This window comes from Streptomyces sp. NPDC020422 (genome assembly GCF_044386705.1).
Lineage (GTDB): Bacteria > Actinomycetota > Actinomycetes > Streptomycetales > Streptomycetaceae > Streptomyces.
This window is the reverse complement of record NZ_JBIRVJ010000016.1, coordinates 1-24,349: the sequence shown is the minus strand read 5'-3', so window position 1 is coordinate 24,349 and position 24,349 is coordinate 1. Positions and strand designations below refer to the sequence as shown.

General features: G+C 73.3%; 17 protein-coding genes. 7 read left to right on the top strand and 10 right to left on the bottom strand.

Annotation, left to right across the window (positions count from 1 at the left end):
• Positions 1–80 precede the first annotated feature (80 nt).
• Together ACH414_RS32755 and ACH414_RS32750 are read left to right on the top strand one after the other, a co-directional pair.
• Positions 81–2,165 (top strand): SpoIIE family protein phosphatase, encoded by a 2,085-nt coding sequence (locus ACH414_RS32755; RefSeq protein ID WP_382540844.1) that lies wholly within the window; start codon positions 81–83, stop codon positions 2,163–2,165.
• Positions 2,162–4,615 (top strand): SpoIIE family protein phosphatase, encoded by a 2,454-nt coding sequence (locus ACH414_RS32750; RefSeq protein WP_391768679.1) that lies wholly within the window; start codon positions 2,162–2,164, stop codon positions 4,613–4,615. Before ACH414_RS32755 ends, ACH414_RS32750 begins: the two co-directional genes overlap by 4 nt.
• A gap of 88 nt (positions 4,616–4,703) precedes the next feature.
• Here ACH414_RS32750 and ACH414_RS32745 read toward each other — a convergent pair whose 3' ends face one another.
• The 3 genes from ACH414_RS32745 to ACH414_RS32735 all read right to left on the bottom strand — a co-directional run bounded on the left by ACH414_RS32745 (position 4,704) and on the right by ACH414_RS32735 (position 8,679).
• A complete protein-coding gene (locus ACH414_RS32745; RefSeq protein WP_386569364.1) occupies positions 4,704–6,650 on the bottom strand; it encodes a glycoside hydrolase family 5 protein in 1,947 nt (648 codons plus the stop codon).
• Positions 6,651–6,695: 45 nt separating this feature from the next.
• Positions 6,696–7,886, bottom strand: coding sequence for an ROK family protein (locus tag ACH414_RS32740; protein WP_398944642.1), 1,191 nt, complete (start codon positions 7,884–7,886; stop codon positions 6,696–6,698).
• A 91-nt stretch (positions 7,887–7,977) separates the two neighbouring features.
• Positions 7,978–8,679 (bottom strand): 2-phosphosulfolactate phosphatase, encoded by a 702-nt coding sequence (locus ACH414_RS32735; RefSeq protein WP_382540852.1) that lies wholly within the window; start codon positions 8,677–8,679, stop codon positions 7,978–7,980.
• Positions 8,680–8,885: 206 nt separating this feature from the next.
• On the opposite strand from ACH414_RS32735, the gene ACH414_RS32730 reads away from it, so the two are divergent.
• Positions 8,886–11,687 (top strand): hypothetical protein, encoded by a 2,802-nt coding sequence (locus ACH414_RS32730; protein ID WP_398944639.1) that lies wholly within the window; start codon positions 8,886–8,888, stop codon positions 11,685–11,687.
• Between the two features lie 476 nt (positions 11,688–12,163).
• Here ACH414_RS32730 and ACH414_RS32725 read toward each other — a convergent pair whose 3' ends face one another.
• Positions 12,164–12,763 (bottom strand): DUF998 domain-containing protein, encoded by a 600-nt coding sequence (locus tag ACH414_RS32725; protein ID WP_382540857.1) that lies wholly within the window; start codon positions 12,761–12,763, stop codon positions 12,164–12,166.
• A gap of 95 nt (positions 12,764–12,858) precedes the next feature.
• Positions 12,859–13,233: a hypothetical protein gene (locus tag ACH414_RS32720; protein WP_386569357.1), complete on the bottom strand. Its 375-nt coding sequence runs from the start codon at positions 13,231–13,233 to the stop codon at positions 12,859–12,861.
• 316 nt (positions 13,234–13,549) lie between these two features.
• On the opposite strand from ACH414_RS32720, the gene ACH414_RS32715 reads away from it, so the two are divergent.
• Positions 13,550–14,764, top strand: a complete 1,215-nt coding sequence (locus ACH414_RS32715) for a S8 family peptidase (RefSeq protein ID WP_398944637.1) — start codon at positions 13,550–13,552, stop codon at positions 14,762–14,764.
• Between the two features lie 73 nt (positions 14,765–14,837).
• Here the strand turns inward: ACH414_RS32715 and ACH414_RS32710 are convergent, their stop codons facing one another.
• On the bottom strand, positions 14,838–15,440 hold the full coding sequence (locus ACH414_RS32710; RefSeq protein WP_398944635.1) for a GNAT family N-acetyltransferase: 603 nt from the start codon (positions 15,438–15,440) through the stop codon (positions 14,838–14,840).
• 155 nt (positions 15,441–15,595) lie between these two features.
• Between ACH414_RS32710 and ACH414_RS32705 the strand changes: the two genes are divergently transcribed.
• Positions 15,596–16,282 (top strand): esterase/lipase family protein, encoded by a 687-nt coding sequence (locus ACH414_RS32705; protein ID WP_382540869.1) that lies wholly within the window; start codon positions 15,596–15,598, stop codon positions 16,280–16,282.
• On the opposite strand, the gene ACH414_RS32700 is transcribed toward ACH414_RS32705, so the two are convergent.
• Genes ACH414_RS32700 through ACH414_RS32690 form a run of 3 tightly spaced genes read right to left on the bottom strand, consistent with a single transcriptional unit; the run spans position 16,283 to position 19,538 of the window.
• Complete coding sequence (locus ACH414_RS32700; RefSeq protein WP_398944633.1) at positions 16,283–17,605, bottom strand: sugar ABC transporter permease; 1,323 nt, start codon at positions 17,603–17,605, stop codon at positions 16,283–16,285.
• Positions 17,602–18,429: an ATP-binding cassette domain-containing protein gene (locus ACH414_RS32695; protein WP_382540875.1), complete on the bottom strand. Its 828-nt coding sequence runs from the start codon at positions 18,427–18,429 to the stop codon at positions 17,602–17,604. Before ACH414_RS32695 ends, ACH414_RS32700 begins: the two co-directional genes overlap by 4 nt.
• A 23-nt stretch (positions 18,430–18,452) precedes the next feature.
• Positions 18,453–19,538: a substrate-binding domain-containing protein gene (locus ACH414_RS32690; protein ID WP_398944631.1), complete on the bottom strand. Its 1,086-nt coding sequence runs from the start codon at positions 19,536–19,538 to the stop codon at positions 18,453–18,455.
• A gap of 301 nt (positions 19,539–19,839) precedes the next feature.
• Here ACH414_RS32690 and ACH414_RS32685 point away from each other — a divergent pair, with 301 nt between their 5' ends.
• A complete protein-coding gene (locus tag ACH414_RS32685) occupies positions 19,840–21,618 on the top strand; it encodes a B12-binding domain-containing radical SAM protein (protein ID WP_398944629.1) in 1,779 nt (592 codons plus the stop codon).
• 15 nt (positions 21,619–21,633) lie between these two features.
• On the opposite strand, the gene ACH414_RS32680 is transcribed toward ACH414_RS32685, so the two are convergent.
• Positions 21,634–22,617, bottom strand: a complete 984-nt coding sequence (locus ACH414_RS32680; protein WP_382540882.1) for a DMT family transporter — start codon at positions 22,615–22,617, stop codon at positions 21,634–21,636.
• A 164-nt stretch (positions 22,618–22,781) separates the two neighbouring features.
• On the opposite strand from ACH414_RS32680, the gene argG reads away from it, so the two are divergent.
• A complete protein-coding gene (gene argG, locus ACH414_RS32675; RefSeq protein WP_386569344.1) occupies positions 22,782–24,236 on the top strand; it encodes an argininosuccinate synthase in 1,455 nt (484 codons plus the stop codon).
• Positions 24,237–24,349: the final 113 nt, after the last annotated feature.

The window sequence follows — 24,349 nt, the reverse complement described above, 5'->3', positions numbered from 1 at the left end:
GGCGGTCCGCTTCGGTGGCGGGATGATGGAGGAGCTGCTTTTACGCGGCGGCTGCGGGGTGGAGGAGGGACACGGTCTGGATGAGCGCGGCGGACCTGCCTGCCGGCCCGGACCCGGCGGACGGCGACCTCGCCATGGAGCCGGGCGGTGTGCTCGACATGCTCGCCGTGGCGGCCGTGGTCCTGGACGCGCGCGGGCGGATCGTCCTGTGGAGCCCCCAGGCGGAGGCCGTCTTCGGCTACCCGGCCGTCGAGGCCCTGGGCCGGCCGGCCGTCACGCTGCTGGCGGAGGAGTCCGACCGTGAGCGCATGGAGGCCCGGTTCGCGCGCATGATGAGCGACGGCGGGCCCTGGGCCGGCGTGTACCCCGTACGCCACAAGGACGGGCACACCATCCCGGTGGAGTTCCGCAACTACCGCCTCCAGGACGACCAGGGCCACCTGTACGCGCTCGGGCTCGCCTCGGACAAGGACACGGTCCGCCGCGTGGAGCAGGACCTCTCGCTCTCCTCGCTGCTGGTCGCCCACTCGCCGCTCGGCCTCGCCGTGCTCGACCACGACCTCCGCTTCGTCCTGGTCAACCCCGCGCTGGAACGGATCACCGGCAGGTCCGCCGCCGAGCATCTGGGCCGTACGTTCCGGCAGGCGGTGGCCTCGCCGGACGCCGCCGCCCTGGAGTCGGCGGTCGAGGAGGTGCTGGCCTCGGGGGTGCCCGCCCTCGCCAGGAACGCCCGGGGGCCGCTCGGCTCCGACGGCGGGCAGCGGATGTGGTCGGTGTCGCTCTTCCGCCTGCAGACACCCGAGGGGCGGATCATCGGGGTCGCCGCGGCGATCAGGGACGTCACCGACCAGCACCAGGCGGCCCGGACGGCCGACCGGGCCCGGCACCGTCTCGCGGTGGTCGCGGACGCCTCCGAACGGGTGGGCACCACCCTCGACCTGGACCTCACCGCCCACGAGCTGGCGGACCTGGTGGTGCCCGAGTTCGCCGACATCGCGGCCGTCGACGTCCTGGAGGACATCCTGGCCGGCTCGCACCCCGGCGCCCACCGCAGCGCGGGACCCGCCGTGTTCCGCGCGCTCGCGGTGAAGGCGGCCTACCCGACCCCCGCGCAGGAGGCCGCGGACCCGGTCGGCCGGCCCGCCCGCTACGGCGCCGAGCGACTGGTCACCCAGTGCGCCCGCACCGGCCGGGCGGTCCTCGTCCGGCACGTCACCGACGCCGACCTGCCCCGCATCGCCCGCTCCGAGGACGCGGCGGCGCTGCTGCGGCAGGCGGGCATCCACTCGTACCTCGCCGTACCCCTGCGCGCCCGCGGTGTCGTCCTGGGCGTCCTCGACCTGAAGCGGGCGCGCAACTCCCTGCCGTTCGACGAGGACGACGTGCTGCTGGCCGGGGAGCTGGCGGCCCGCGCGGCCGTCGCCATCGACAACGCGCGCTGGTACCGGCACCAGAGCCAGGCCGCCCTGGCCCTCCAGCGCCATCTGCTGCCGCACGGACCCCCGCGGCTCAACGGGCTCGACGTCGCCTACCGCTACCAGCCCGCCTCGGAGGCGGTCGAGGTCGGCGGCGACTGGTTCGACGCGATTCCGCTCCCGGACGGCAACACGGCCCTGGTCGTGGGCGACGTGATGGGCAGCGGCATCAACGCGGCCGCGACCATGGGGCAGTTGCGCACCGCGGCCCGCACGCTCGCCGGGCTCGGGCTCGCTCCGGCCGTCGTCCTGGAGCACCTGGACCACACCGCCGCCGATCTCGACGACGCGATGGCGACCTGCGTGTGCGCCGTGTACGACCCGTACAGCGGGAGCTGCCGGGTCGCGAACGCCGGGCATCCGCCGCCCGTCCACGTCCCGGCGGGCCGGGCACCCCGGCTGCTCGACCTCTCCCCGGGCGCGCCCCTGGGCGTCGGCGGAGTCCCCTTCGAGACCCTGGAGTTCCCCTTCGGCACGGGCGACGACCTCGTCCTGTACACGGACGGCCTGGTCGAGACCCGGGACCAGGACATCGACGTACGGCTCGCGGCCCTCACCGATCTGCTCGACCGCCCCGCGCTGTCGCTGGAGGAGACCTGCGACCTGCTGCTCGGCACCCTGCGGGGAGCAGGCGACCACGACGACGTGGCGCTGCTCATCGCCCGCGCCCGGAGGGAGGAGGCACCGTGAACGACGCGCACCCGCGGGACGACGGCCTGCCGCCCTTCGCCGAGGACTGCGCCGCGGCCCTCCTCGACAGCCGCGGGCGGATCGGCGCCTGGACGCCGGAGGCCCGGGTCCTGCTCGGCCGCTCGGCCGCCGACGTCGTCGGCCTCCCGGCGCGCGCACTCCTCGCGGATCCGGCGGCCTGGCCCGCGCTCGCGCAGGCGTACGCGCGGGGCGCCCGGCGCGGCGAGACGGTGCTGCGCACCGGACGGGGCGCGGAACTGCCCGTGTTCTACCAGGCGTTCGAACTCGCCGCCAACGGCGATGCGCCCGGCTACCTGGTCCTGGCCACCCCGGCGGCGCGCGCGGTCCGCCGGCACCAGGACCGGGCGTTCGTCCGGGAGCTGTTCCTCCAGGACCGGGTGGGGCTCGCCGTGTTCGACGCGGGGCTGCGACTGCTGCGGACCAACACGCACCTCCTGCCGTACACGGGGGTGCCGCCGGACCTGCGGGGCCGGCGGCTGGGCGACTTCCTGTGGCCCGGGGACGCGGCATCGGTCGAGGAGAAGCTGCATCGGGTGTTGCGGACGGGCCGGCCGCTGATCGGCTCCGAGGAGGTCCTGCACACCATCGAGGACCCGGCCGGCGGGGTCGTCATCTCGATCTCGGCGTTCCGTCTGCAGTCCCCCGACGGGCGGGTGCTGGGCCTCACCGCCCTGTTCACGGACGTGACGGAGCTGCGCCGTTCGGGCGAGCGCCTCGCCCTGCTGCAGCGGGCGACCGCCTCCGTGGGCCGTTCCCTGTCGGTCGCGGACACCGGCCGGGAGCTGGCCGCCGCGCTGGTGCCCGGGCTCGGCGACCTGGCCGTGGTGGAGATCGCCGAGGGCGTGTCGCTGGGCGAGGAGCCGGTGCCCGATCAGGAGGGGCGACTGCTGCTGCGCCGTACCGCCGTGGCGGGGCGCCCCTCGGCGGCATCCGACGGCGCCGACCCGGAGCTCGTCCTCTCCTTCGTCCCGGCCGACGGCCCGGAAGACGAGGACGCGGCCTTCGCGGACGGCGCGGACGGCACGGGCACCGCCGACGGCGACGTCAGCGCGGGCTCGCCCGTCGGCGGCTATGCCACGGCCATGACCGTTCCCTTGCGGGCGCGGGGCATGGTAATCGGCCGGGTGTCCGTGGGCCGGCGTGCCGACCGCGGCCCGTACCAGGCGGCCGACCGGGACCTGTTGCGCGAGATCGCGGGCCGTGCGGCCCTCGCTCTGGACAACGCCCGCCGCTTCACCCGGGAGCACCGCGCGGCCGTCGGCCTGCAGCGCAGCATGCTGCCGCCGACGCAGAACGAGACGCCCGCGGCGAGCACCTCGGCCGTCTACCTCCCGGCGGGGACCGCGAGCGGGGTGGGCGGGGACTGGTTCGACGTGATCCCGCTGTCGTCGGCGCGGGTCGCCCTGGTCGTGGGAGACGTCGTCGGGCACGGTCTCGCCGCCACCGCCACCATGGGCAGGCTCCGTACGGCGGTGCGGACCCTCGCGGACCTGGACCTCGAACCCGACGAGCTGCTCGCCCACCTGGACGACCTGGTCGCACAGCTCCTCGCCGACCCCGAGGAGACGGCCGGCGAGGACGGCGAGGGCGCGGACGACGGGGCGGGTGAGCGCGACGAGGAGGGGTGGGCGGCCCGCCACTCCTCCTCCCCCACGGGCGCGACCTGCGCGTACGCCATCTACGACCCGGTCTCGCGGCGCTGCTCGGTGGCGTCGGCCGGGCATCCGCCCCCGGCGGTGGCGGACCCGGCGGGGAACGTGTCGTACCTGCGGGTCGACCCGGGGCCGCCGTTGGGCGTCGGCGGGCTGCCGTTCGAGACGACCGAGGTGGACCTGGCGCCCGGCAGCGTCCTCGCCCTGTACACCGACGGGCTGATCGAGGGCCGGGACGGCGACCTGGACGCCGGTATGGCCGAGCTGGCCGGTCGGCTGGCCAGGCCCGGGGCGCTGGCGCGCCCGTTGCGGGAGCTGGGCCGGGAGATCGTGACGGGCCGCCCCGCCGCCGGGCTCGCCGACGACGTGACCCTGCTGCTCGCCCGTACGCGGAGCGTGCCCGCCGAGGACGCGGCCTCCTGGCCGGTCGAGGCCGACCCGGCGGCGGTGGGCCGGGTGCGTGAGGCGGCCGCCGCGCAGCTGCGGGCCTGGGGCCTGGAGGAGCTGGTGTTCACCACGGAGCTGGTCCTCAGCGAGCTGGTGACCAACGCCATCCGGTACGCCGGAGGACCGGTGGAGGTGCGGCTGATCCGGGCGGGCCGGCTGATCTGCGAGGTGTCGGACCCGAGCGCGACCCATCCCCGGATGCGCCGGGCCCGGCTGACGGACGAGGGGGGTCGGGGCCTGTATCTGGTGGCCCAGCTGACCACCCGCTGGGGCAGCCGCTACAGCCGCCGCGGCAAGACCATCTGGGCGGAGCAGGAGCTGCCGGACTGACCGGCGCTCCTGCTCCCTGCCCCCTCACGTCAGGCGAGTTGTCAGGCGTGTTGTCAGGCGTGTGTCGGACGGGCCGTCAGGCGGGCCGTCAGGCGAGCGGCCGGCACAGCAGCGCGTCGGGCACTCCGCCGTGGGTCCACTTCCAGGTGTACGCGACCCCCGCGAGGTACTCGCCGTCGGCGCACTGGCCCTTGTAGTGGCCGGGAGCCCAGTCGCTGGCGGTCGAGCCGCCGGTGGCGGGGCGGTTGTCTCCGTGGTCGAACCAGAGCACGCGCCCGCTCGACGGCAGGGCGGCCGCCGCGGGAGCGCAGAGAAGGGCGGACATCGCGTTGCCGTGCACGCTGTAGCCGACGGCGAAGGTGCCGCCGGGGCACTGGAGCTTGTTGTAGCCACTGGCCCAGTCGCCGCCCGTCACGTACCGCTCGTCGGTGACGGTGGTCCAGGCGCCGCTCCCCTTCGCCGGCTGCCCGGCGTCGGTGCACAGGCCCCGGCTGTCGCTGCGGCCGAGTCCGACCAGGCGCTGGCTGTCGGGGCAGTTGCCCTTGCGGTTGCCGGAGGACCAGTCGGGCTTGGCCCGCATGGTGACGGAGACGTCGTAGTCGCCGTAGTCCAGGTTGAGCATGTTCCAGCGGGGCGCGGGGGCGATCCGGCCCGACCTGGCGGGCGCCTGGACGAGCTTGGTCCAGTCGGTGGCACGCCAGTCGCCGGGGTCGAGCAGGCTCAGGCGCGCGCCGGCGGTGCTGTAGTTGATCAGGGCCCAGTTGTCCTGGGGCGTGCCGGCGGCGGAGGTCCAGCCGACGAGCGGCCAGATGGCGAAGTCGGTGTCGTTCGCGACCAGGATGTCGGTGAAGCGGGTGAACCAGGAGCGTTCCCTGGTGTCGGCGTCGCCGCGGCCGGCGGCGCCGAACTCGCTGATCCACACGGGGGCGGTGAAGTGCTGGCCGTCCCGGGTCACGAACAGGGCCTCGTCGTCGACGGCCTTGACGAGCTCTTCCGGGGTGAGCTCCTCGTAGCGGAGGTCGTGGGTCTCGCCCGTGCCGGTGGCGCCGGTGTGGTTCGGGCCGGTGTAGCCGTAGAAGTGTGCCGCGTAGACCAGCTTGCCGGAGTGGATGAGCGTGTTGGAGAGCGTGGCGACCGGGGTGAGCATCGGGCGGCCGTGCGGGGTCAGATCGGTCGGGATGCCCTGCCAGTTGATGCCCTCCATGACGATCAGGAGGTCCGGGTCGGCCTGGAGGATCTCGTTGCCGGCCTCCTCGAAGGCCTTGTTGAGGTCGTGGTCGTCGCCCCAGCCCCAGTTGGCGTCGTCCCAGGTGTCGCGGCGGACCTCGTTGCGCAGGTCGGCGCCCACGACGCGGGTGTTGTCGCGGTAGCGCCGGGCGAGGAAGACCCAGTCGTCGATCCACTGCCGGGTGGACTGGCCGCTGTTCCACCGCTCGTTGCCGTCGAGGCCGCAGCAGAAGCGGTAGCTGGTGGTGTGGTTGTTGAGGACGACCGCGAAGCCGTCCGCGGTGAGCGCCGCCACGACGGAGTCCATGACCTGCAGCGGGGTCTTGCCCTTGAGCTGCGGGTTGGCGGTGACCGCGGAGTCGGGCACGGGGGTCGTGTCGTGCACCAGCGCGTTGGCGAAGGGGAGCCGGATGCTGTTGAGGCCGAGTGCGTGGAAGTCGGCGAGGATCCGGGCGATCGGTACGCGGTCGAGGCCGAGCGGGATGTTGTGCGACATCTGGTCGGCCTGGTGGTTCGTGACGTCGCCGACGTCACCGCTGCCCTCCCAGGTGCCCTGGGCGCCGGCCCAGTTGCCGGACTTCAGCTTGAAGCGGTTGCCGGCCGCGTCGACGATCCAGCGCCCGCGGGTGCTGAGCGGTCCGGTCCAGGAGGCGGCGAGCTGGGGTCCGGTGAGGACGGGGGCCGCCGCCGTCGCCCCGGCCCCGGGGGCGGGGGCGGTGGTGGCGCCGGCGGCCGGATGGCCGAGGAGCAGCGCGGTGACCGTGGCCAGGGCCGCGGTCGTGCGTCGGAGCAGGGTGCCGGGTATCACGAGGACTCCTTGAGGAGGGTGGTGTGGTGCCTGCACGGTGCGGGTTCAGCGGGCGCCGGTCGTGGCGGTGGCCGCGTACTGGGGGAAGAGCGCCTGGATGGCCACGGCCGCGGCGCCGCGGGACCACTCCTCCCAGGGGAGGGGGTGCAGCGACAGCGGGCACCGGGAGGCGGCGCCGAAGGCGTGGGCGGTGTAGGCGTCCTTGATGTGCCGGCCGAACAGGTCGTAGGCGGCGAGCCCCTCGCCGCTGACCACCACCCGCTCGGGGCCGACGAGGTTGACCAGCGAGGCGATGCCGACGCCGATGGCGCGTCCGGCGCGGGCGAAGGCGGCGTAGGCCGTCGGATCGCCCGCCCTGGCCATGTCGACGACCTGGCCGAAGTCCAGCTCCTGGCGGCCGGTGGCGGTGCGGACGGCTTCGAGGATCGCCTGGGTGGAGGCGAGGGCCTCGACGCAGCCGTGTGCTCCGCAGCGGCAGGGCGGCCCCTCGGGGTCGACGCAGAGGTGTCCGACCTCGCCGGCGACGCCGTATGCGCCGCGGAGGAGCTCGCCGCCGGCGACGAGGGCGGAGCCGATGCCGGCGCCGATGGTGACGAGCGCGAAGTATCCGGTGCCGATGCCCGCGCCGAACCAGTGCTCGGCGACGGTCAGGGCCCGCACGTCGTTCTCGACGGTGACGGCGAGGCCGGTGGCCGCGGTGAGCAGTTCGCCGAGCGGCACGTCGTGCCAGCCGAGGAGCCCGGAGTGGCGCACCCGTCCGGTCTCGCGTTCGACGTCGCCGGAGACGGCGACGCCGATGTGGCGGGTGCGGTCGCGGAACTCCGGCTGTGCGTGCAGGAGTCGGTCGAGCAGCTCGGCGCAGCCGGCGGGGACGGTCTCGGGCGAGCAGTCGGCGAGCGGCAGGCTCGCGGTGACCCGGATGCCGGCCCGCAGGTCGCACACCGCGCCGAAGAGGTGGTCGGGGCTGACCTTGATCCCGACGAAGAACTCCCGGTCGGGCGCGACGGCCAGCGGGCTGACGGGCCGCCCGGCGCCGGGCGCGGTGCGCTCGGGCGGCAGCTCGTAGAGGTAGCCGTCGTCGATCAGCGGCCGGGCCGCCTTGGTGACGGCCGTCGGGGAGAGCCCGGTGCGGCGCGCCAGCTCCACGCGACTGAGCGGCCCTTCCGTCAACAGGAGGGAGAGGACCGCGGTTTCGGCGGGAGCACTTACCAGGGGGCGGGAGTGATGTCGAAACACGGATGCAACGTAGAGCAATTAAATAACTTCCTCCAGTATTGATTTACCGGCGGAAACCCCCTACGTTGCGACCGACCGCCGAGGACGGACGTCAGGGGGACACGGCCTCGGCCTCCGCGCGGCGCAGCACCATGAGCTCGCCCTCCGCCGTGGCCGCCATGGCGAAGGGGAACCGGTCGAGTTCGAGGCAGAGGGCGACGTCGTCGGGGTGGCTTCCCCGGCGGATCCCCCGCGTCAGCTCGGCGGCCGCGCGGGACTCGGCGGCGCGGTGGAGGAATCCGGTCGGGTCCGTCTCGGTACCGGCGGCCCTGTGGGCGATGTACTGGGCACAGGCCAGGTCCTCTTCGGCCGTGCCGTCCTCGCCGGTGACGACGAAGGTGACGTCGCCGTGGCCACGGGTCCGCAGCAGCCGGGCCGTCGACTCGGCCACCACGAAGCCGGCGCACAGCACGAGTGACGCCCCCTTCACCGCGAGGGCGCCGACCGTGCCCGCCGTGGTCTTCTGCACGACGGTCCGTCCGCGGAGGTCGGCGGAGCGCAGCAGGGCCGGCGAGTTGACGAGGTCGAAGCCGGGGGCGGGGGCGCCGTCCTTGAGGGCGACCCAGTCCGGGTGGCGGGCCCGCAGCGCGCGGGCCTCGTCGAGCGACTCGGCGAGGACGATCTTCTCCGCGCCCCGGGCGAAGGCCCAGGCGGCCACGGTGAAGGCGCGCATGACGTCCACCACCACGGCCACGGCGGGCACTTCGGTCAGTTCGGCGATGCCGAGGAAACGTGCGTTCGATCGAGGATCCATACGAGCATGATCGTGTCCGCACCCCCCGGTCTGCGGGGCGTCGGCGGTTTTTCTTTCCGCTGACCCGTTGTTGACGGGTTCTTGAGGCAACCCACAGGTTTCCCGCACCGTCCTCACGGGGCGAGGGGGGCATCCGGGGCGGGGGAAACCGGGCAGACCGGGACGCCGCGGGTGCCCTCACGAGACCGATCGTGAGGAAGACCGCTTTGATACGTGTCACACGCGGCGTGACCACCGCCGTGGCGCTGCTCGCCATGGCGGCGGCGTCGCCCTTGCCGGCGTACGCGCAGCCGACACCGGGATCGCCGCAGACGGCGTCTCCCGGGAGCCGGGCCGGGGACGCCGGGCTCCCCGAGGGCTGGGGGATCTCCGGAACCGGCGCGGACAGCCACCTGGTGTGGACCTCGCCCAAGCCCCTGGCCATGGGCGACGCCCGGGTCGAGTTCCGCTCCGGCGACCGGTTGCTCGGGCATCCGGTGGCCCAGCGGGACGGCCGGACCTTCCGGTTGGCCCTCGGCGACGTCCGCCTCGGCGAGCCCTCGGAGCTGCGCGTGACGGCCGGTGGCCGGCGGCTCGACGCCGCCGGGCCCGCCCGCTCCCCGCACCACCGCCCGCTCGCCCCGGCCGCACAGCCGCCGGCCCCGCTGCCCGCGAACCAGGTGGACCCCGGCAAGCCCGGCCCCTACCGGACGGTCGGCGGCGAATACGCCCTGCGCTCGGTGTCGTTGCCCGGGTTCCCCACGCCCGTCGAGATGCGCGCCATGGTCGTCGGCCCGACCGACGCGCCGGGCAGGCGGCCGGTCGCCGTCTTCCTGCACGGCCGCCACGCCACCTGCTACAAGCCCGGCAGCGAGGAGGAGATGACCGGCGAGTGGCCCTGCGCCGCCGGCACCCAGCCGATCCCCAGCCACCAGGGCTATCTGAAGGCCCAGAAGCTCCTGGCCTCGCAGGGTTACGTGACGCTGTCCATCTCCGCCAACGGCGTCAACGGGCAGGACTGGCGGGCCGAGGACGGCGGCGCCCAGGCCCGCTCCTCCCTCGTGCGCCACCACCTCGCCCAGTGGGCGCAGTGGGCCGCCAACCGGCCCTCCGCCCCGGCCGCCGTCCGCAACACCGCGCGCGCCGACCTGTCCCGGGTCCTGCTCGTCGGGCACTCCCGCGGCGGCGAGGGCGTCAACCGGGCGGCGCTCGACAGCCTCTACCCGGCGCCTCCGGCCGAGGACGGCTACCGGGGACCCGTACGGTGGAAGATCCGCGGCAACGTCCTGATCGGGCCCACCGTCTTCGGCCAGAACCCGGTCCCCGACGTGCCCTCCGCGACGATCCTGCCGGGCTGCGACGGCGACGTGTCCGACCTCCAGGGGCAGATCTACGTCGACGGCACCCGTGGCGTCAGCCAGGGCGCCGCGCTGCACAGCGCGGTCTACATGGTGGGCGCGAACCACAACTTCTTCAACAGCGAGTGGACTCCGGGGCAGGCCAAGGCGCCCGCCTTCGACGACTTCTCGTCCGAGGACGGCGCCGACCCGGTCTGCACCCCGGGCACCCGGACCCGGCTGACCGCCCCGCAGCAGCAGGCCGCGGGCGCGACCTACATCGCGGCCGCCGCCCGGCTGTTCGTCGGCGGCGACGACCGCGTCCGCCCGCTCCTCGACGGCACCGGCCGGCGCGCTCCCTCCGCCGACCCGGCCCGGGTCCTCACCCACGCCGTCGGCGCCCACCGGACGCCGGCCTTCCTGCCCGGTCCCTCGGTGAGCGTGTCCGGCCGCGGCGGCCGGCCGTGCGCGCAGATCGACCCCGACACCGCCCGCTCCTGCCTGTCTCCCGAGGAGGGCGGCTCGCCGCACTTCGCGTCCTGGGAGGCCTCGCCCGAACCGGGCCGTGACGCCGTCTCGATGCGCTGGGCGAACCCGGGCTCGCCCGTCACGGTGCGGGCGAAGCGCCCGGTCTCGCTGGCCGGCTCCGAGTCGCTGGCCCTGCGGGTGATCGTCCCGCCCAACAGCTCGGGCACCGAGCTGGACATCGCCGTGACCGACGCCTCCGGGCGGCGCGCCCAGCTGGGCCGGGCCCGTGTCGACGGCGTGCCCGGCAGCCCGCGCACCACCTCCTACTGGGGGCGTGAGATCCGCGTACCGCTGTCCGCCGCGGTCCGCGGCCGCCTGGACCTGAAGCGGATCGCCTCGCTCGAACTGACCCCGCGCAGCCGCAACGGGCGCGCCTGGCTGATGGACGGGTGGGGCTGGCGCCCGGGCACTCCCGCGGTGCGCCCGGCCGCGCTGGCACGCGTCGACATCGGCCGGCTGACGGTCGACGAGGGCGACTCCGGCGTCCGGACCTACCGGGTGCCGGTACGGGTCTCCGGCCAGGGCAGCGGTCAGGTCCGGCTCTTCGTCCCGCGGCCGGGCGGCGACCGGGTCGACTCCCGGCTGGTGTCCGTACGCCCGGGCCGCAACGACATCGTCGTGCCGGTCGAGGTGCGGGGCAACAAGCGCTTCGGATACGACCTGTCCCAGGACGCCTTCGTCAAGGCGGTGCGGGGTGTCGTGGTCGGCGCGCACCGCGGCGGGGTGACCGCGCGCAACGACGACCCCATGCCCAAGGTGACCCTGACGCCCCTCGCGGACGACGTGACCGAGGGCGCGGCGCTGACCTGGCGGGTGACCTTGTCGGAGCCGGCCGACGCCGACGTGTCGGCGGCCGTCCTCCTGCTGCCGGTCACCGGCGGCGCCGAGCTGTCCACGGCGGACGTCGACCGGGCCTGGCTGGAGGAGCAGATGGGCCATGTGCCGGACCCGGCCGTGGCGCTGTCGAAGGCGTCGGAGGACGGCCTGTACCTGGGGGTGTCCTTCGCCGCCGGGCAGACGGTCGCGGAGGTGAAGGTGCCGACCGTCAAGGACGGCGTCGCCGAGCCCACGGAGTCGCTGCGGGCCCAGCTGACGACGTACGACGGCAACTGGGATCCGGTCCCGGGCCCGGAGTTCACGGGCACGGTGCGGGACGCGGCGTGAGCTGATCCCACCCGAGGGCGGGCACGACTCCCTTTTCCGGGGGCCGTGCCCGCCCTTCTTTCGCCGTGGCCGCCCGTCCTTGGGGCCGCGCCCGCCCTTCTTTCGCCGTGGCCGCCCGTCCTTGGGGCCGCGCCCGCCCTTCTTTCGCCGTGGCTGCCCGTCCTTGGGGCCGCGCCCGCGCCTCTTTGGGCGGTGCCCGCCCGTCCCTCTTTCGGCAGTGCCCGCCCTTCCTTCGGCGGTGCCCGCCTGTCCTTGGGGCCGTACCCGCGCCTTTTGGGCGTGGCCGCCCCTCTTTCGGCCGTGGCCGCCCGTCTTGGGGCCGTACCCGCGCCTCTTTGGGCGTGGCCGCCCCTTTGGGGGCCGCGCCCCTCTTTCGGTGGTGCCCGCCCCGCCCATCCCTGGGGCCGTGCCCGCCCATCCCTGGGCCCGTGCCCGTCTCGCGCCGTGTCCGCGCTTGGTCCGTCCCCGCCCGCCCGCTACCCGGCCGGCTCGTCCCTGCCGCGGTGGAGCAGGCAGGAGACGACGACCACCAGCGGCCACACGGCCTGTATGCAGGTCACCAGGCGTTCGGCGACGCCCGCGGCGCCGTGCCGTTGCATGTCGAAGAGGAACCAGGCCGCGCCGATCCCCATCAGCGCCGTCACCGAGACGGACGGAACGGGACGCAGTCCCCAGGGCGCCGGTCGCCCGTGGTCGGCGGCGAGCACCGGCCAGATCGCCAGGAGGGCGAAGCCGACGGCCGCGACGGAGCCGTGGCGCAGCGATCCCCCGCTGCTCGGCGCGGGCAGCAGTGCCACGACCAGCGCCGCCACTCCCCCGGCGGCCAGCGCGAGTCGTCCGGCGCGCGCGGCGGCCCGCAGCCCCCAGGCGGTGAACAGGTGGCAGACGCCGAGTCCGAACAGCGCGCCGGTCATGACCCAGGATCCCGGTGCTCCGTACGCGGCGAGGACGCTGATGGTCTGGGTGACGGGGTCGTATCCGGGCCCCTCCAGCATGCCCGCGATGATCCAGCCGCCGATCAGCAGGACCGGGGCGCAGCCCGAGGAGATCAGGGCCCACCGGGGAACTCGTCGCATCGGGCCACGGTAACCGCGCAGCCGGACGGTACGGCGGAAGCCCGGCGCGGGGCGGCGCCCGTGCCGCGTCGCCGGGGATCGCGGGAGGTGTCGCCTCAGATCCCGGGCCCGTAGCCGGGGTCGGGCCCCTGCCGGGGCTGCCAGCAGGCGTCGACGCCGGCCAGGAAGAGCCCGAGGACGCCGAGGGCGACGAGAACGGCCGGCCAGACCCGGCGACCGGGCCGCCGCCCGGGACGGAGCATCACGGCCCAGGCGAGGAGCGGCAGCGCGGTGGCCCCGAGCAGGATGAGCGGAAGGTCGACGAAGACGACGCTCAGATCACGGGCGTGCGCCTCGAAGCCGCCGTCCAGGCTGTAGGCGGCGCGGGGCGCCCAGAGGAGCAGTCCCGCGAGGGCCCCCAGGGCGGCCAGCAGACAGCCGCCGGCGCTTTCGGCGGTCGTTCCGTCTCGGGGTGTGCGGTCCTCGCTCATACCCGGCAGGGACGCGGGAGGCCGCCCGATCGGTTGCGGCCGTGCCCCACCCGCCTCCCGGGGGCGCCCGGTGCCCGCCCCGTCTCTGTGTCCCCGCGTGAACATCGTGCCGTCCGGTTCATCCGGGTTACCCACCGCTTCGATTGCGGTGACATGGCGGATGCATGACAAGCGCCCAATTCCCTTGCTGCACAGCGGAGTTGCGGCACAGGCTGCTGCACATGCCGGGTGGCGGACCACGCCGCTCCCGCACACAGCCCCCACAGTCGCGCCGCCCCACCCAGGGCGCCGCCGCCAAGAGGAGGACTCCCTCGTAATGGCGCTACTGCAGAACTCCAAGGCCCGCCTGGCCGTCTCGGTCTCCGCCGCCACCGCGGCCGCCCTCCTGGGCACCTTCGCCGCCGTCCCCGCACAGGCCGCCCCGGCGGAGGGCGTCGTGCTCGCCGCCGGTTCGGCCGACGCGGTGCCGGGGAGCTACATCGTCACCCTCAAGCAGGGCGCCGGGTTCGCGGCCGGGTCCGCCAAGGGGCGTGGGCTCATAGCCGGTTACGGCGGCAAGGTCGGCAAGACCTTCGGCGCGGCGCTCAACGGCTACACGGCCCAGCTCGACGCCGCCGCGGCCCGCCGGCTCGCGGCCGACCCGGCCGTCGCCTCCGTCGAGCAGAACCAGGTCGTCCACGCCGACGCGACACAGTCCAACGCCCCCTGGGGCCTGGACCGCATCGACCAGGCGAGCCTGCCGCTGTCCGGCACGTACACCTACCCGGACAGCGCGGGCAGCGGCGTCACCGCGTACGTCATCGACACCGGTGTGCGCATCAGCCACTCCGAGATCGCCGGGCGCGCCGTGAACGGCTACGACGCGGTCGACGGCGACTCCGTCGCCCAGGACGGCAACGGACACGGCACGCACGTCGCGACGACGATCGCCGGCAAGACCTACGGCGTGGCGAAGGCCGCGAAGATCGTGGCCGTACGGGTGCTGGACAACAACGGCTCCGGCACCACCGCCGGCGTCATCGCGGGCATCGACTGGGTGACCGCGAACCACGCCGCGGGCGCGCCGGCCGTCGCCAACCTCTCGCTCGGCGGGGGCGCCTCCACGACCCTGGACAACGCGGTGAAGAGGTCCATCGCGGACGGTGTCACCTACGCGGTCGCCGCCGGCAACTCCGGTGTGAACGCGTCGTCCTCGTCCCCCGCCCGGGTCGCCGAGGCCCTCACCGTCGGCGCCACCGACAGCGCGGACGCCAAGGCGAGCTGGTCCAACTACGGTTCCGTGCTGGACCTGTTCGCCCCCGGCGTGTCCATCACCGCGGGCTGGAACACCAGCGACACGGCCACCAACACCATCTCGGGCACCTCGATGGCCACCCCGCACGTCGCGGGCGCCGCGGCCGTCTACCTCGCCGGGCACACCTCCGCCACCCCGGCGCAGGTCGCCACCGCCCTGGTCAACGGCTCCACCCCCAACAAGGTGACCAGCCCCGGCAGCGGCTCCCCCAACCGCCTGCTGCGACTCGTCCCGTAACCCCCGCACGAGGCGGGCCCCGGAGGCACCCCAGGCCTCCGGGGCCCTTCCGTGCGCCCTGGGCCGGGTCCGGCTAGGCCCGGCCGCGCGGCTCGCGCCACATGCCCCACAGCATCGGGCCGTCGCCGGGCAGCGGCACCTCCTCGCGGACGGTGAAGCCGAAGTGCTCGTAGACGGGGAGGTTGGAGGCCTTGGAGGACTCCAGGTACACCGGCATGCCGGCCGCGTCGGCCTGGGCGAGGCCCGAGCGCAGCAGCGCGGAACCGTGGCCCCGGCCCTGGGCCGCCGGGTCGGCACCGATGAGCGACAGGGACCAGTGCGGCTCCTGCGGCGTGTGCGCGGCGGCGGTCTCGACGGCCGCGCCCAGCCGGGCGACGCCGTCGCCCAGGATGTTCTCGAGCTCCTCGATGGTGGCCGCGTCGGGCACGGCCTTCTCCTGCGCCTCGGCCGGCACCCAGAAGGCGGCGGCCGCGTCGGTGCGCTCGCACACGCCGTGGAGGACGTACTGGCGGGTGAAGATCGTGGTGAAGTAGCGATCCAGCGCGGCCGGGCGCGTGGCGTCCTCCGGGAAGAACCAGCACATCATCGGGTCGTCGTCGAAGGCGCGGGTGAGGGTGGCGCTGATGAGCACGGCGTCGTCGACCGTGGCCGTCCTGGGTGTGTTCGTCATGGTCATACGGGTCATTCTGCCTCCGGATGATCTTGACCCGACGGGCGGGGCCCCCGGCACCGGGCACTCTTCACCGTCCGCCCCCGGGACATTCCCACGTCCCGCCGTTACCATCGCGCCCAACCCCTGACGCTTCGTCATATCCCACGGGAGGCGCTTCGATGCGACGCCCCATCGTCCTGATGCACGCCCTGCTCGCCGCGTTCGCCGCGCTCGCGGCGGGTCTCTGCGCGCCGCCCGCCGCCGCGGCCACGGCACACCGGCCCGTCATCCTCGTCCACGGGTACAACGCCGACCCGGGCGTGTGGGGCGGTCTCGACGCCAGGCTCAAGGCGGCCGGGTACCGCGACGACGAGGTCTTCCGGTGGGGCTACGACACCCACCAGTCGGTGAACGAGGTGCTGGCGGGGCGGTTCGCCGCGTACGTCGACTCGGTCCGGCGGCAGACCGGGGCGGCCCAGGTCGACATCGTCTCCCACTCCTTCGGGAGCCTGCCCACCCGCTGGTACGTCAAGTTCGGCGGCGGGGCCCCGACCGTGGCCCGCTGGGTCTCGCTCGCCGGGCCGAACCACGGCACCAGCACCGCCTGGGCGTGCGCCCTGTGGGACCAGGCCTGCCGTGACATGACCCCCGGCAGCTACGTGCAGAAGCAGCTCGCGAGCGGTGACGAGACTCCGGGTGCGGTGGCGTACGCGACCTTCTGGTCCGCCTGCGACGAGGTCGTCAACCCCGACGACAGCGTGCCCCTGTCGGGAGCCGTCAACAACCCGGCGGGCTGCCTCGACCACAACGCCCTGCTGTCCGACGCGGCGGTCCAGCAGGGCGTAGTCGCCTTTCTCGCGGGGTAGTCACGCGCGTCCCGCGGCCTTCTGGCTCCGGCGCGACAGCGAGTCGACGACCACCGCGGCCAGCAGCACCGAGCCGGTGATCATGAACTGGACGGCGTTGCTGACGCCCATGATGTTCATGCCCGACTGGATCGAGCCGATGACGAGGGCGCCGAGCAGCGCCGACCAGACCGAGCCCCGGCCGCCGAACAGGCTGGTGCCGCCGATGACGGCGGCGGCGATCACGTTCATGAGCAGGTTGCCGCCGCCGGAGGTCTGGCTCGCGGACTGGATCTGCCCGGCGAGGAACAGGCCGCCGACCGCCGCCATGGTGCCGGAGATCGTGAAGACGCTCATGCGGATGAACGGCACGCTGATGCCGGCTCGCCGGGCTCCCTCGATGTTGCCGCCGACGGCGAAGATCTGCCGCCCGTAGCGCGTGCGGCGCAGCACGAAGTCCAGGACCACCAGCAGGATCAGGAAGATCAGCAGCGCCAGCGGCAGCCCCTGGTAGCGGTTGAGGATGTACGCGGTGGCGAAGGCGATGGCCGCGATGACGACCGTGCGCAGCACGATCTCGGCGACCGGCCGGAACGGCACCCGGGCGGCCTGGCGCCGTTTGGCGTCGAGCAGCGAGGCGAGCAGGAAGAGCCCGACGCCCACGCCCGCGGCGACATAGGCGGTGGCGGGGCTGTGGAAGATCGTCGAGTAGAGCTTGGACACGATGGACTCGCTGGGGATGTTCACCGTGCCGCTGCTGCCGAGGACCTGCAGCATGAGGCCGTTCCAGGCCAGGTTGCCGGCCAGGGTGACGACGAAGGCGGGTACGCCGACCTTCGCGAAGAAGAAGCCGTGGATGAGGCCGACGGCCGCTCCCCCGGCCAGCGCGACGAGCAGGGCCAGCCATTCGTTCATGCCGTTGATGACGTTGAGCACGGCGAAGATGGCCGCGCACAGACCGCTGACGGAGCCCACGGAGAGGTCGATCTCGCCGAGCAGCAGGACGAAGACGATGCCGACGGCGATCATGCCGGTGCCGACGATCTGCTGGCTCAGGTCGGAGAGGTTCTGTGCGGAGAGGAAGGCGCTGTCGAGGCTGCCGAACACCGTCCAGATGATGATGACGGCCACGACGACGGGCAGGGAGCCCAGTTCGCCGCTGCGCAGCTTGCGGCGGAACTCCCCGACGTAACCGCGCAGCCCCTCCTCGCGGACGATCAGACGGCTGTCGACGGCGGGCACCGCCTCGCGGGCGGGCTGCTGCGCGGCCGCGTCGGCGGCCCGGTCGCCGCCTCCCGCCGGACCGCCGAGGTCACGGTCGTGGGGGTCTTTCGCGCGTCTCATGACCGCTCCTCCCCGGCCCCGCCGGCGTCACCGCGCTCCCCGCGCGCCTCCCGTTCCTCGCGGATGCGGGCCTGGCGGCGGGTGACGGCGCTGTCGCTGGCCCCGGTGATCGCGGAGATGATCTCCTCGGCCGTGGTGGAGCGCTTGTCGAAGAAGCCGTTGTTCCGACCGAGCCGCAGCACCGCGATCCGGTCGGCGACGGCCATCACGTCGACCATGTTGTGGCTGATCAGGATGGTGCCCAGTCCGTGGCCGCGGAGCCGTTCGACGAGGTCGAGGACCTCCGCGGTCTGCTCGACGCCCAGGGCGGCGGTCGGCTCGTCCAGGATGACGACCTTCGGGTCGCCGATCAGGGAGCGGGCGATCGCCACCGTCTGGCGCTGGCCGCCGGAGAGGGAGGCCACGGGGATCCGGACGCTGGGGATGCGGATGGACAGGGTGTCGAGCAGTTCGCGGGAGCGCTGCTCCATGCGGACCTCGTCGAGCACCCCGAACCTGCGCAGCTCGCGGCCGAGGAAGAGGTTGCCGACCACGTCGAGGTTGTCGCACAGCGCGAGGTCCTGGTAGACGGTGGCGATGCCGAGGTTCTGGGCGTCGTGCGGCCGGTTGATGGAGACCGGCCGCCCCTGCCATTCGATGACGCCCTCGTCGGGCGGGTTCACCCCGGCGATCGCCTTGACGGCGGTCGACTTGCCGGCGCCGTTGTCGCCGACGAGGGCGACGACCTCGCCCGCGTCGACCACCAGGTCGAAGCCCGACAGGGCCTGGACCGCGCCGAACCGCTTGGAGATCCCCCGCAGTGTCAGCACAGGTGCTTCCGGCAAAGGAACCGCCTCCGACTGGGTGACTAGGTCAGACCGGCCTGCTTGCACGCGGCCGCGTAGGTCGGCGTGCAGATCTCCTGGACGGTGTACATGCCGTCCTTGACGACCGTGTCCTTGATGTTGCCCTTGTTCACGACGACGGGCTTGAGCAGGTTGGACGGCACCTTCTGGCCGCTTCCGCTGGTCTTGGTGACGGGCACCAGGTCGGCGGGCAGCGACTTGCCCTCGGCGAAGTCGACGGCCATGGTCGCGGCGATGTCGGCCTCGGGCTTGTACGGCTTCTGGATGGTGATGGTCTGGGTGCCGATCAGGATCCGCTGGATGGCGTCGAGTTGGGCGTCCTGTCCGGTCAGGGGCACGTTCATGCCCGCCGCCTTCAGGGCGGTCGAGATGCCGGCGGCCAGCCCGTCGTTCGCGGAGTAGACACCGACGATCTTGTCCTTGCCGAGCGCGCTGATGGCGCCGGACATCTGCTGGTTGGCGTTGTTCGGGTCCCAGTTGGGCGTGTCGTACTCCTTGCCGATCTTCACCTTGCCATCGAGGACGGAGTGCGCACCGGCCTTGAACTCGCCCGCGTTCGGGTCGGTGGGCGACCCGTTGTGCATCACGATCTCGCCGCTCCCGGCCTTGGAGCCGAGGGCGTCGAGCAGTGCCTTGCCCTGCAGCCTGCCGACCTCGCGGTTGTCGTAGGAGACGTAGGAGTCCACCGGGCCCTGCGCCAGGCGGTCGTACGCCACGACCTTCACGCCCGCCGCATGGGCCTTCTCCACCGAGGACTGGATCGACTTGGCGTCCACCGCGTCGAGGATCAGCACCTTGTCGCCCTTGGCGAGCGCGGTGTTGACCTGCTGTTGCTGGGTGGTGGGGCTCTCGGCGGCGTTGTAGTAGTCGACGTGGGCGCCGGGCGCGAGCTCCTGGATCTTCGCCTCGATGTACGGCCGGTCGAACTTCTCGTAGCGCGTGGTCTTGCTCTCCGGCAGCAGCAGCCCGATCTTCACCTCTTGGGCCTTCGCGGCGGACTGCGGGAGCGCCCCGCTCGTCGCCACCACCCCGAGGGAGAGGGCCGCGGTTCCGGCAAGGGCTATCGCGGCTCGCAATGTACGGGTCATCGGAGGCTCCTTTCGCGCGCCGCCTCCGAGACCGCGGGAGCACGGGCGCACCTATGGCCTATATGTCGACAGTAGACCCGACGCACCGCGGCGACCATTTCACCCCGGGTGGTCGCGGAGTCACATCGGGTGCCCGGGCTTTCCCCGGATTCGGACGCATAAGGCGACAGGCGCGCGAATTCGCGCCATCGAACGGGAAACCACCCGCTTCCCGACCGTCCGGCGGCGAGGATCTGAGCTCATTGTCCATTCGCATCGGACAGATGGAGCGCTTGTGTCGCGAAACGTTTCCCCTTCGCCCGTGCTCATCGAAAAACCCACCGTCGCCTTCTCCAGCGCCCCGCAGCGCGCCCCGCTGCGGCACCTGGGGCGGCCCTCCCTGCGCACGTCGGTCTCCGGCGCCCGGCGGCGCGCCCGCGGCGAGGCGCCGCGCGTCCTGCTCCTGGTGCCCTCGTACACACGGGTCGTGGAGCCCTCTCCGGAACGGAGCAGCTTCCGGGCCCTCGGCCTGGACACCTTCGAGGTCATGAAGCGGGCCGGCACGCCGATCGGGCTGCTGCGCATCGCCACCAACGCCCGCCTGGCCGGCTTCGAGGTGAGCATCGTCGACTCCCCCTTCGCCGGCTGGGAGCAGGAACGGCACCTCGTCGACCTCGAAGGCGGCAGCAGCCTCGTCCGCTACGGTCTCGATGACACTCAACTGCGCCGCATCATCGAGGAGTTCGACCCGGACGTGGTCGGCGTCCAGTGCATCTACACCGTCCAGTGGGGCAATGCGCGCGCCCTGGCGGACCTGGTCAAGGACATCGATCCGTCGATCGTCACGGTCACCGGCGGGGCCCACCCGAGCGGCGACTGGCGGTATTCGGTGCCCGACTCGCCCTTCGACCACGTGGTCATCAACGAGGCCGACCAGACCTTCACGGCGCTGCTGCAGGCGCTGACCGAGGAGGGGGGCGACCTCGACGCCGTACCGGGGATCGCCTACCGCCGTGCGGACGGCGCGGTGGTGCGGACGACGGCCTCGTCGCCGTACATGCGGATCCTGCCGAAGCGGCAGGGGCTCGAACAGCGGCTCGGGATGATGCCGCTGCCGGACTTCGGCATGCTGGACATGCGCCAGTACGAGCAGGCGTACCACTCCTCGGGCAAGCGGGTGCGGGCGCACGGCTCGTGGGCGCAGATCTTCTCGACGATCGGCTGCAACGTCGGCTGCGACTTCTGCTACATCCCGATGGTCAACGGGCCGTGGCGGGCGCTGGGCACCGACTGGTTCGACCTCCATCTCGGCGAGATCACCAAGCAGGGCGTGACGGAGGTGCTGATCGAGGACGACCATCTGCTGCACGATCCGCTGTACGCGATGCGGGTCTTCGAGTTGCTGCGCAAGCACGACCTGCCGTGGGTCGAGGAGGGCGGGCTGAGCCTGTTCAACCTGGTCCTGCTGCACCTGGGCGAGAAGTTCGCCGCCACCATGGCCGAGTCCGAGCGGCGCAACCCGAACTTCCGCAACGTGCTCGCGGCGATGCGCGACGGGCTGACCTGCCGGGACCTCATCCGGGCGATGGCGGACGGCGGTTGCTACAGCGTGTACCTGGCGGTGGAGAGCGCCAACGAGGACAGCCTGGAGCAGTCGGGCAAGCCGCGGCTGAACGCCTTCCAAAAGGCCACCGGCGAGATCGTGGAGATGTTCACGGAGTACGGCATCCAGGTCACCGGCGGTTTCATGCTCGGCTTCGTCAACCCGCCGGAGCGGCCAGGGGCCGAGCCGTACATCGAGTCGCTGGAGCAGATCGAGAAGACCATCGAGTACGCGGTGACGCTGATGGGCCACGGCATGGCGTACGCGAACCCGTTCATCGTCACGCCGCTGCCGGGCACGAAGATGTGGGACTTCCAGAAGGACTACGTCGTACGGCACTACGACAACGGCTGGTCGCACGAGAAGGCGACGATGGCCACGCACGAGTGGAGCGCGGAGGACATCGAGCGGATGCGGCTCGAACTCCTGGTGCGGGCCAACGGCGCCGACAAGGTGACCGAAATGGTCCGGCGGGGGACCTGGCCGGTGGACGCCTGACCGGCCCCCGCCCCCTCATCGGCGGCGGCGTGCCGAGCGCAGGGCCTCGGCCGAGGCCAGCATGGCGCCGCCGGTGATCAGCACGCAGGCGACGGCGACGGGCCAGCTCGCGTCCGCCCGTCCCGTCGCCACCAGCAGACCGGTGGAGAGCAGCGGGGCGAAGTACGACACGGTGCCCAGGAGCCTGATGTCACCGTGCTTGGTGCCGTGGTCCCAGACGTAGAAGGCGCCGCCGACCGGGCCGAGCCCCAGGGCGAGCACGGCGAGCCACTGCCATCCGTCGGGCCGGACGGTGGTCTCGAACAGCAGATGGGCGACGGCGGCGAGGGCGGCGGTGGCGAGGCAGAAGAAGGCCACGGCGTCCGTCGGGACCTGCGGATAGCGCCGGTTGGCGACCGAGTAGACCGACCACACCACCGCGCAGACGGCGGCGGCCGCGTACCCGAGCAGGTACTCGCCGCGGAAGTGCACCCCCTGTCCTCCGGTGACCAGCAGGAAGGTGCCGCCGAGCCCGAGCAGCGCCCCGGCCGTGTGCCACCAGCGCAGGCGCTCGCCGGGCAGCAGCGCGGAGAACACGACGATCAGCAGCGGCCACAGGTAGGCGATGAGGCCGGCGTCGACGGGCGGGGCGTTGCGCAGGGCGAGGAAGTAGAAGAAGTGGTAGCCGAAGAGGCCGCCGATCCCGAGCACCCACGCGCCGGGGGGCAGCCCGCGGGCCAGCGCCCCGCCGCCGCGCAGGGCCCGTGGCAGCCCGATGACGCCGCCGACCGCGAAGGCCATGGCGGTGAGCTGGAAGGGCGGAATCGTGCCGGTGAGCGTCGTGAACAGCGCCAGGGAGGCCCAGAGCAGTACGGCCACGGCGCCGACGCCGGTCGCCCTCAGACGACGGCCCGGGCTCACGGCGGGGGTGCCGGCCGGGCCGCGGCCCGGGCCGTCCGCAGGCCCGGCCGGGGCGCCGGCGGTCTTCTCTCGCGCGTCCTGTGTGTCCCGTGCGTCCACGTGCTCCCCACTCCGTCGGCTGCGCTGCTCTTGCCCGTCGACGACTATCGGCGAGCCTGGAGGAGGCGCACCACCCGCACCCCCGGTTTCCGGACAGCCGGGAGCGGCGGCACGGATTCCGGAGCGGCTTTGCATGGTCATGCGTTCTGATGCATAATGTTGCCATGTCTAAGGTCCTCACCTCCCTTCCGGTCGGCGAGCGCGTCGGCATCGCCTTCTCCGGCGGTCTCGACACCTCGGTCGCGGTCGCGTGGATGCGCGACAAGGGCGCCGTGCCCTGCACCTACACCGCCGACATCGGCCAGTACGACGAGCCCGACATCGCCTCGGTGCCCGGTCGCGCCAAGGCCTACGGCGCCGAGATCGCGCGTCTGGTCGACTGCCGTGCCGCGCTCGTCGAGGAGGGCCTGGCCGCGCTCGCCTGCGGCGCGTTCCACATCCGCTCGGGCGGTCGCGCCTACTTCAACACCACCCCGCTGGGCCGTGCCGTCACCGGCACGCTCCTGGTCCGGGCGATGCTCGAGGACGACGTCCAGATCTGGGGCGACGGCTCGACGTACAAGGGCAACGACATCGAGCGGTTCTACCGCTACGGCCTGCTCGCCAACCCCCACCTGCGGATCTACAAGCCGTGGCTCGACGCGAACTTCGTGACGGAGCTCGGCGGCCGCAAGGAGATGTCGGAGTGGCTCCTCGCCCACGGCCTCCCCTACCGGGACAGCACCGAGAAGGCGTACTCCACCGACGCCAACATCTGGGGCGCCACGCACGAGGCCAAGACCCTGGAGCACCTCGACACCGGCGTCGAGACCGTCGAGCCGATCATGGGCGTGCGCTTCTGGGACCCGTCGGTCGAGATCGCGGCCGAGGACGTGACGATCGGCTTCGACCAGGGCCGCCCGGTCACCATCAACGGCAAGGAGTTCGCCTCCGCCGTCGACCTGGTCATGGAGGCCAACGCCATCGGCGGCCGGCACGGCATGGGCATGTCGGACCAGATCGAGAACCGGATCATCGAGGCGAAGAGCCGCGGCATCTACGAGGCCCCCGGCATGGCCCTGCTGCACGCCGCCTACGAGCGCCTCGTCAACGCGATCCACAACGAGGACACCCTCGCCCAGTACCACAACGAGGGCCGCCGCCTCGGCCGGCTGATGTACGAGGGCCGCTGGCTTGACCCGCAGGCGCTGATGGTCCGCGAGTCCCTCCAGCGCTGGGTCGGCGCGGCCGTCACCGGCGAGGTGACCCTGCGGCTGCGGCGCGGCGAGGACTACTCGATCCTCGACACCACGGGCCCCGCGTTCAGCTACCACCCGGACAAGCTGTCGATGGAGCGCACCGAGGACTCGGCCTTCGGCCCGACGGACCGGATCGGCCAGCTCACCATGCGCAACCTCGACATCGCCGACTCGCGCGCCAAGCTGGAGCAGTACGTCGGCCTCGGCCTGATCGGCACCGGCAGCCCCGCGATCGGCGCCGCGCAGGCGGCCGCGACCGGCCTGATCGGCACCATGCCGGAGCTGCCCGAGGGCGGTGCCGAGGCCATCGCCTCGCGCGGCGAGGTCTCGGCCGAGGACGAGGCGCTCGACCGCGCCGCGATGGAGTTCGGCACGGACTGACCCCGCCCCCAGGGGACCTTCGCCGTGGGGCCCGGGGAGGCGCCCCCGGCCCCCCGCGCCCGCCAGCCCAAACCGCCCGCGCGGAGCCCCCCGGGCGGCGCGGGTAGGTGGCC

What these genes read in the sequence shown, in the direction of transcription:
- ACH414_RS32755 (WP_382540844.1), top strand. Translation starts at nt 81, where the DNA reads ATGAGCGCGGCGGACCTGCCTGCCGGCCCGGACCCGGCGGACGGCGAC.
- ACH414_RS32735 (WP_382540852.1), bottom strand. Translation starts at nt 8,679, where the DNA reads ATGGATCCTCGATCGAACGCACGTTTCCTCGGCATCGCCGAACTGACC.
- ACH414_RS32725 (WP_382540857.1), bottom strand. Translation starts at nt 12,763, where the DNA reads ATGCGACGAGTTCCCCGGTGGGCCCTGATCTCCTCGGGCTGCGCCCCG.
- ACH414_RS32720 (WP_386569357.1), bottom strand. Translation starts at nt 13,233, where the DNA reads ATGAGCGAGGACCGCACACCCCGAGACGGAACGACCGCCGAAAGCGCC.
- ACH414_RS32715 (WP_398944637.1), top strand. Translation starts at nt 13,550, where the DNA reads ATGGCGCTACTGCAGAACTCCAAGGCCCGCCTGGCCGTCTCGGTCTCC.
- ACH414_RS32710 (WP_398944635.1), bottom strand. Translation starts at nt 15,440, where the DNA reads ATGACCATGACGAACACACCCAGGACGGCCACGGTCGACGACGCCGTG.
- ACH414_RS32705 (WP_382540869.1), top strand. Translation starts at nt 15,596, where the DNA reads ATGCGACGCCCCATCGTCCTGATGCACGCCCTGCTCGCCGCGTTCGCC.
- ACH414_RS32700 (WP_398944633.1), bottom strand. Translation starts at nt 17,605, where the DNA reads ATGAGACGCGCGAAAGACCCCCACGACCGTGACCTCGGCGGTCCGGCG.
- ACH414_RS32690 (WP_398944631.1), bottom strand. Translation starts at nt 19,538, where the DNA reads ATGACCCGTACATTGCGAGCCGCGATAGCCCTTGCCGGAACCGCGGCC.
- argG (WP_386569344.1), top strand. Translation starts at nt 22,782, where the DNA reads ATGTCTAAGGTCCTCACCTCCCTTCCGGTCGGCGAGCGCGTCGGCATC.